The following is a 6,872-nucleotide window of genomic DNA, read 5'->3' on the forward strand; positions in this document are numbered from 1 at the left end:
GGCAACCGACTCGTCGGCATCCTCCACGGCTGCCTCAAGACCAGAACCCGCTACGACGAGGACACCGCCTGGCCCGCAATCACCGCGGCCGCGGCTTGACCTCCCGAACCATGGGATGTCTGAGGCCGCTCCTCCCACCCGGGACGCACCGAGGCCCGGCCCCCCTCGCGGGGTGCCGGGCCTCGGTGCGTTCGGGCTAGCGGGCGATCAGTGGAACGAGTCGCCGCAGGCGCAGGAGCCGCCCGCGTTCGGGTTGTCGATGGTGAAGCCCTGCTTCTCGATGGTGTCGACGAAGTCGATCGTCGCGCCGCTGAGGTACGGGATGCTCATCCGGTCGACGATCACCTCGACGCCACCGAACTCGAAGGTCTGGTCGCCGTCGAGGAAGCGCTCGTCGAAGAACAGCTGGTAGCGGAGACCCGAGCAACCACCCGGCTGCACCGCGATCCGCAGCCGCAGGTCGTCGCGACCCTCCTGCTCCAGCAGCGTCTTCACCTTGAGGGCGGCGGGGTCGCTGAGGATGACGCCGGTGGCGCCGGGGGCCTGCGTGTCCTGCACGGTCATGTCGTGGTCCTCCCACACTCGAGGGTGTCCTGCTCGGCCCGCCACGGAGGGCGGGCTCTCAGAACGGCCAACACCGCCGTGGCGGAGCTGCTTCCCACTGTACGGCGCGAATGCCGCACGGGGCGGTGCCCGCACCGCTCGCCCGGGGCACACCGCTGTCGTGGCGCCCCTGATGGGAGGCGGTGTCCACGTAGACTCGCCGCCGTGAAGCTCCGCCTGCCCGGCCGCCGTCCCACCTCCGACACGGCGTCGGACGCCGTCACCACCGTCACCCCGCACGGGTCGACGGCGGTCGGCACGACGGGCAAGGGCCGCCCCACCCCGCGCCGCAACGAGGCGCAGGGACGGCGCAGTGGGCCGGTGCCGCCGCCGCCCACCACACGCAAGGAGGCCTACAAGCGGATGCGCGAGCAGCAGGCCGCGGGCCGTGGCAACACCCGTCTCGCCGCGGCCCGCGGCGACGACAGCGCACTGCCCGCCCGTGACCGCGGCCCGGTGCGCCGACTGGTCCGCGACGTCGTCGACGCCCGCCGCAACGCCGGCAGCTTCTTCCTGGCGGTGGCCGCGCTGGTGCTGGTCGGCTACTTCATCCCGGTCCCGGCCGTGCAGAGCTACACCGTGTTCGTGTGGTTCGCCTTCTTCCTGGTGATCATCGGCGACTCGTTCCTCCTCGGCCGCAGGATCAAGGCGAAGGTCACCGAGCGCTTCCCGGACACCGACCAGAAGATGCGCAGCCTGGTCTGGTACGGCGTCAGCCGGGCCACGATGATCCGCCGCTGGCGCTTCCCCAAGCCGCAGGTGCCGCTGGGCGCCGAGGTCTGAAGAGGGACCCTCCCGCAGGACGGGCCGACGCTGGTGAGTCCCGCTAAGTAGTCTCCGCAGTCGTGCAGACACGACGCCTCGGCCGCTCCGGCCTGACCATCTCCGAGATCGCCTACGGCAACTGGCTGACCCACGGCAGCCAGGTCGAGGAGGACGCCGCCCACGCCTGCGTGCGGGCCGCCCTCGACGTCGGGATCACCACCTTCGACACCGCCGACGTCTACGCCGGCACGAAGGCCGAGTCCGTCCTGGGCCGAGCGCTGGCCGGCCAGCGCCGGGAGGGCCTGGAGATCTTCACGAAGGTCTACTGGCCCACCGGCCCGGGGGCCAACGACCGCGGCCTGTCCCGCAAGCACATCACCGAGAGCTGCAACGCGTCACTGCAGCGGCTGCAGACCGACTACGTCGACCTGTACCAGGCACACCGGTACGACTCCTCGGTGCCGCTGGAGGAGACGATGACCGCCTTTGCCGACCTGGTGCGGCAGGGCAAGGTGCTCTACCTCGGCGTCTCCGAGTGGCGCGCCGAGGAGATCGCCGCCGCCGCCGAGCTGGCTCGCGAGCTCAAGGTCCAGCTGATCAGCAACCAGCCGCAGTACTCGATGCTGTGGCGGGTCATCGAGGCCGAGGTGATGCCCACCAGCGAGCAGGAGGGCCTCTCCCAGATCGTCTGGTCCCCACTGGCTCAGGGCGTGCTCACCGGCAAGTACCTGCCCGGCCAGCAGCCGCCGGCCGACAGCCGCGGCGGGCACGCCACGGTGGGCGGGTCGATGAAGGGCTACCTGACCGACGACGTGCTCACCCGCGTCCAGGAGCTTCGGCCCATCGCCGACGAGCTCGGCCTGTCGATGGCGCAGCTGGCGATCGCCTGGGTGCTGCAGAACCGGAACGTGGCGGCCGCCATCATCGGCGCCAGCCGGCCCGAGCAGGTGCACGACAACGTGCAGGCCGCCGGTGTCCAGCTGCCGGCCGAGGTCCTGACCCGCATCGACCAGGTGCTGGGCGACGCCGTGGAGCGCGACCCCGCCAAGACCTCGCGCGGCTGAGCAGGGCACAGCCCTCCACCCCCCGCGCGCAGGACGGCGGCGGGCCCCTCTCGCAGAGGCCCGCCGCCGGCCCGCGAGCCGTGGGACAGGGGGGCCGCGTCAGTTCGCCGCCAGGCCCATCGGGCCGTACACCCGCTCGCCGTCCTCCTGCAGCGTCACCGTGGCGACGCCGCGTTCCAGCAGGTCACGCCAGGACTCCCCCAGCCAGGACTCGGCGTCGCCCTGGTTGTCGCACTCGGGCACCTCCACCCCGAGCGTGGCAGGGTCGATCGGCGCACCCGAGGGGTCTTCCAGCTGCCAGGTCCAGCTCATGGCGGCAGGCTAGCGATCTCCTGCCCCCGGAGCAGCCCGGACCGAGCCGGCCGTACCGGTGCGCGCGGTGGCGATCTTGGTTTACGCGGTAAGCACAGGGGCATGGTGAGGGCATCACCCACGCCCGACCACGCGGAGTACAGATGAGCCAGCCCACCACGGGCGCCGGTGCCAGCCGGGTGGAGACACCCCCGCCCGCCCCCGAGAACGCCTCCACCGGTCAGCTGATCGGGCAGCTCTCCGAGCAGTTGACCCGGCTGGTCCGGGACGAGATGCGCCTGGCCCAGGCCGAGGTCAGCACCAAGGCCAAGAAGTTCGGGCTGGGAGCCGGCCTCTTCGGCGGCGCCGGGCTGTTCGGCTTCCTCGGTCTCCAGGTGCTCGTCGCGGCCGCCGTCCTCGCCCTCGCCCTGGTCCTCCCCGGCTGGCTGGCCGCCGTCATCGTCGCGGTCGTGCTCTTCGTGGTCGCCGCCGTGCTCGCCCTGATCGGCAAGAAGGACGTCCAGCAGGCCGCCCCGCCGGTGCCGACCGAGGCCATCGCGAGCGTCAAGACCGATGTCGCGACCGTGAAGGAGAGTGCCTCCCGATGACCGGAGCCGACGACACCCGAGCGGACGGCGCTGCCGGGCCGAACGACCCCGACGCGATCCGCGCCGACATCGAGCAGACCCGGGAACAGCTCGGGCGCACGGTCGACGAGCTCAGCCACCGGCTCGACGTCCCGGCCCGGGCCCACGAGCGCGTCGACCAGGCCAAGAGCTCGGCGCTGGAGAGCGCCAACCGGACGAAGGACACCGCGGTCGAGACGTACCGGGAGAACCCGCCGGCCGTCATCGGTGGCGGCGTGGCCGCCCTCACCGCGGTCATCGGGCTGCTCTCCTGGCGCCGCAAGCGCCGGCGGACCGCGGAGGAGCGGGCGGCGGCCAAGCAGGCCGCCCGCCGTCAGGCAGCGGCACGAAAGGCGGCCCAGCAGCGGGCGAAGCGCGCCGGCAAGGAGCGCGTGGCGGCACGGAAGAAGGCGGCCGAGCGCGCCGAGGTCCGCCGAAAGGCCGCGACGGCTCGCCGGAAGGCCGCGGTCAAGAGCCTCACCGCGCACAAGCGCACCGCCACCGAGCAGCTGTCCGCGAAGCAGCGGGCCGCCTCGAGGCAGCTGTCGGCCACGCAGCGGGCCGCCACTGCCCGGGTGCGGGCCGGCGAGCGCGTCGCGGTGCAGCAGGTCGCCGCGACCCAGCGGGCCGCCGCCCGGCGCCTGCCGCGCCGTCGCTCCGGCTGGCGCCGCACGCTGGCCCAGCTGAGCCGCTGAGCTCACGCCGGTGAACCCGGCCTGAGCTGCACGGTCCGCCTCCCGGCCGGCCCCCGCGTGGGGCCGGCCGGGAACCGGTGGACGCCGCCGTTCCACCGATCCACCTGCAGACCCGAGACAAGGGGACGAGACCGATGGTCGACAACGGGCGGCCGGGCAGCGCCGTGGAGAACATCCGCGTGCGGGTGCAGGAGAAGGCCGAGCGGCGGGCCGCGATGCGGGCTGCAGAAGCCCGCGCTGCGGGACGTGACGACGGGGCCAGCGGAGCATCCTCCACGGCCGTCGTCCGCGGCGAGCAGCGGGAAGCCGCCCGCCCGGCTCGGGAGGTGCCCGAGGCCGAGGAGATGCCGGGCATCCACGCCGACCGGCCCACGGACATCCCACCGCGCGGCTGGCTGCAGGTCCTCAAGAGGTCCTGGGCGGAGAACAACGCCGACAACATGCCGATCATCGCCGGTGGGGTGGCCTTCTTCGCCTTCCTCTCGATCTTCCCGGCGCTGATCGCGACCATTTCGATCTACGGCCTGGTCGCCTCCCCCGAGCAGGTCACCCAGCAGATCGAGTCGCTGTCCGACCAGCTCCCGGAGAGCGCCCAGGACATCCTCACCGAGCAGCTGACCGACATCACCAGCAACGCCGGCGGGGCGCTCACCTTCGGGTTGATCGCCTCGGTGCTCGGTGCGCTGTGGACGGCGTCCGGCGGTGTGAACAACATGGTGAAGGCGGTGAACATCGCCTACGACGAGGTCGAGACCCGCAACTTCCTCAAGCTGCGCGCGCTCTCCCTGGTGCTCACCCTGGGCGCGATCGTCTTCATCCTCATCACCTTCGCCCTCATCGCCGTGGTCCCGGTGGTGCTGGACGCGCTCCCGCTGGGCGGTGTCGGCACGGTCCTGGCCCAGGTCCTGCGCTGGGTGCTCCTGCTGGCCGTGGTGGTCGGTTCCCTGGCGGTCCTCTACCGGGTCGCCCCGGACCGGGATGCGCCGAAGATCCGCTGGGTGAGCCTCGGCTCCCTGGTGGTCACCGCCATCTGGGCGGTCGTCAGCGTCGCCTTCAGCTTCTACGTGAACAACTTCGGTTCCTACAACGAGACGTACGGCGCGATCGCCGGCGTCATCGTGTTGATGCTGTGGCTGTACCTGACCTGCTACCTGGTGCTGCTGGGCGCGGAGATCAACGCCGAGACCGAGCACCAGACCGCGCAGGACACCACCCAGGGCGACCCCGAGCCGATGGGGAAGCGGGACGCCGTGGTCGCCGACGAGGTGCCCGACCCCCCGGTGCCCAGCAAGTAGTCACCACGAGCGGCGCCCCGGCCCTCAGCGGACGTGCGACTCCACGAACGGGGGACGCCGGACGACGACCGTCTGGGGCCGTCCCCGGACGTCGACGGCGACCTCGGTCCCCTCGGCGACACCGGCGGACCTGTCCAGCAGGGCCAGGGCGATCCCGGTCCGCAGGGTCGGGGAGAACGTGCCGCTGGTGACCTCGCCGATCCGCGAGCCGTCGGCACCGAGCACGAGCATGCCGGGGCGCGGGATCCCACGACCCGGCGCCTGCAGACCCCACAGCTGACGCGGCGCGCCGGCCGCCTTCTCCGCGGCCAGGGCCTCGCGCCCCCAGAACGCGTCCTTGCCCCAGCCCACGGCCCACCCCGACCGCGCCTGGTTGGGGGTGATGTCCCGCGACAGCTCGTGGCCGTGCAGCGGGTACCCCATCTCCGTGCGCAGGGTGTCCCGGGCGCCCAGGCCGCACGGCCGGATCTGCTCGGGCTCGCCGGCAGCCAGCAGCGCGTCCCACAGCGTCCCGGCACGCTCGGCGGCGACCAGCAGCTCGTAGCCGTGCTCGCCGGTGTAGCCGGTCCGGCAGACGGTGACCTCGTCCCCGCCGGAGCCGGGTGTCTCGGCGAAGGACATGTAGGGCAGCTCGCCGGGCAGGCCGACGGCCGCCAGCACCTCCGGTGAGCGCGGTCCCTGCAGCGCCAGGACGGCGACCTCGGTGTGCCGGTCGGTGACGATGACCCCCGCCGGCGCCTCGGCCGAGAGCCGGGCCAGCACGTCGGCCGCGTTGGCCGCGTTGGGGACGAGCAGGACGTCGTCCGGGCCGTGCAGGTAGACGATCAGGTCGTCGACCACGCCCCCCGCCTGCGGGTCACCGTCGGGGACGCAGCACAGCGTGTACTGGGCCTGGCCGGGCCCGATCTTGCCCAGGTCGTTGGTCAGGCAGGAGTTCACGAAGTCGGCGGCCCCCGGGCCACGCACCGTCGCGGTGCCCAGGTGCGAGACGTCGAAGAGCCCGACGCCCTCCCGGACCGCGGTGTGCTCGGCCAGCACGCCACCACCGGCGTACTCGATCGGCATGGACCAGCCACCGAAGTCGGCGAACTTCGCACCGGCGGCGACGTGACGATCGTGCAGGGGGGAGGTCAGCGGGCTCACCGCCAGCACGCTAGTGGTCGGCGGCCTGCCGGTCGTACGCCGTCCTCACCACCTCCTTACGATCGACGGGTGCCGCCTACCATCTCCGCCACCGACCGCCCGCTCGAGAAGCTGACCGCCGACGCCCTCGTCGTCGGGGTCGGCCAGGGACCGGCAGGCCTGCTGTCCACGCCCGGGGCCGACGCGGTCGACCGGCTCCTCGGCGGTCGGCTCCTGGCCGCGCTGGCCGATCTCGGCGCCCGCGGGGCCGAGGACGAGGTCACCAAGCTGCCCACCTTCGGCCAGGGCCCGTTCCCGGTCGTCGCCGTGGCCGGGCTGGGCGCCCCGCAGGCCGACGGCTCGTACTCGGCGGAGGCGGTCCGCCGGGCCGCCGGTGCCGCCAGCCGCGCG

General features: G+C 73.0%; 9 protein-coding genes. 6 read left to right on the plus strand and 3 right to left on the minus strand.

The genetic code is table 11. The features are described 5' to 3' along the window. Positions 1 to 207: 207 nt before the first annotated feature. Entirely contained in the window at positions 208 to 564 is a 357-nt protein-coding gene (locus G5C62_RS24405) for an iron-sulfur cluster assembly accessory protein (RefSeq protein WP_036334939.1), read from the minus strand. A 204-nt stretch (positions 565 to 768) separates the two neighbouring features. On the opposite strand from G5C62_RS24405, the gene G5C62_RS24410 reads away from it, so the two are divergent. Both G5C62_RS24410 and G5C62_RS24415 read left to right on the plus strand, forming a co-directional pair. Then, positions 769 to 1,386, plus strand: coding sequence for a DUF3043 domain-containing protein (locus G5C62_RS24410; protein WP_164703049.1), 618 nt, complete (start codon positions 769 to 771; stop codon positions 1,384 to 1,386). A gap of 62 nt (positions 1,387 to 1,448) precedes the next feature. Then, positions 1,449 to 2,432, plus strand: coding sequence for an aldo/keto reductase family protein (locus G5C62_RS24415; protein WP_164703050.1), 984 nt, complete (start codon positions 1,449 to 1,451; stop codon positions 2,430 to 2,432). Positions 2,433 to 2,531: 99 nt separating this feature from the next. On the opposite strand, the gene G5C62_RS24420 is transcribed toward G5C62_RS24415, so the two are convergent. Beyond that, the gene (locus tag G5C62_RS24420) at positions 2,532 to 2,744 is read right to left on the minus strand and encodes a hypothetical protein (RefSeq protein WP_036334846.1); all 213 of its coding nucleotides are present in this window, start codon (positions 2,742 to 2,744) and stop codon (positions 2,532 to 2,534) included. Positions 2,745 to 2,887: 143 nt separating this feature from the next. Here G5C62_RS24420 and G5C62_RS24425 point away from each other — a divergent pair, with 143 nt between their 5' ends. The 3 genes from G5C62_RS24425 (at position 2,888) to G5C62_RS24435 (ending at position 5,339) form a co-directional block, all read left to right on the plus strand. Beyond that, positions 2,888 to 3,331, plus strand: a complete 444-nt coding sequence (locus G5C62_RS24425; RefSeq protein WP_164703051.1) for a phage holin family protein — start codon at positions 2,888 to 2,890, stop codon at positions 3,329 to 3,331. Next, positions 3,328 to 4,044, plus strand: a complete 717-nt coding sequence (locus G5C62_RS24430; RefSeq protein ID WP_164703052.1) for a DUF3618 domain-containing protein — start codon at positions 3,328 to 3,330, stop codon at positions 4,042 to 4,044. Before G5C62_RS24425 ends, G5C62_RS24430 begins: the two co-directional genes overlap by 4 nt. A gap of 134 nt (positions 4,045 to 4,178) precedes the next feature. After that, positions 4,179 to 5,339 carry a YihY/virulence factor BrkB family protein gene (locus tag G5C62_RS24435; RefSeq protein WP_164703053.1) on the plus strand — a complete coding sequence of 387 codons (1,161 nt, stop codon included), beginning with the start codon at positions 4,179 to 4,181 and terminating at the stop codon, positions 5,337 to 5,339. 24 nt (positions 5,340 to 5,363) lie between these two features. Here the strand turns inward: G5C62_RS24435 and gcvT are convergent, their stop codons facing one another. Continuing rightward, a complete protein-coding gene (gcvT, locus tag G5C62_RS24440; RefSeq protein ID WP_164703054.1) occupies positions 5,364 to 6,482 on the minus strand; it encodes a glycine cleavage system aminomethyltransferase GcvT in 1,119 nt (372 codons plus the stop codon). Positions 6,483 to 6,551: 69 nt separating this feature from the next. On the opposite strand from gcvT, the gene G5C62_RS24445 reads away from it, so the two are divergent. Then, positions 6,552 to 6,872 (plus strand): M17 family peptidase N-terminal domain-containing protein (locus G5C62_RS24445; RefSeq protein ID WP_277424822.1); only part of this gene is annotated, 321 nt, incomplete at its 3' end.

The organism is Modestobacter sp. KNN46-3, from assembly GCF_011039295.1.

Bases quoted from the DNA above. Each gene is read 5' to 3' on its own strand.
- G5C62_RS24405 (WP_036334939.1), bottom strand. From the start codon at position 564: ATGACCGTGCAGGACACGCAGGCCCCCGGCGCCACCGGCGTCATCCTC.
- G5C62_RS24420 (WP_036334846.1), bottom strand. From the start codon at position 2,744: ATGAGCTGGACCTGGCAGCTGGAAGACCCCTCGGGTGCGCCGATCGAC.
- G5C62_RS24425 (WP_164703051.1), top strand. From the start codon at position 2,888: ATGAGCCAGCCCACCACGGGCGCCGGTGCCAGCCGGGTGGAGACACCC.
- G5C62_RS24430 (WP_164703052.1), top strand. From the start codon at position 3,328: ATGACCGGAGCCGACGACACCCGAGCGGACGGCGCTGCCGGGCCGAAC.
- G5C62_RS24435 (WP_164703053.1), top strand. From the start codon at position 4,179: ATGGTCGACAACGGGCGGCCGGGCAGCGCCGTGGAGAACATCCGCGTG.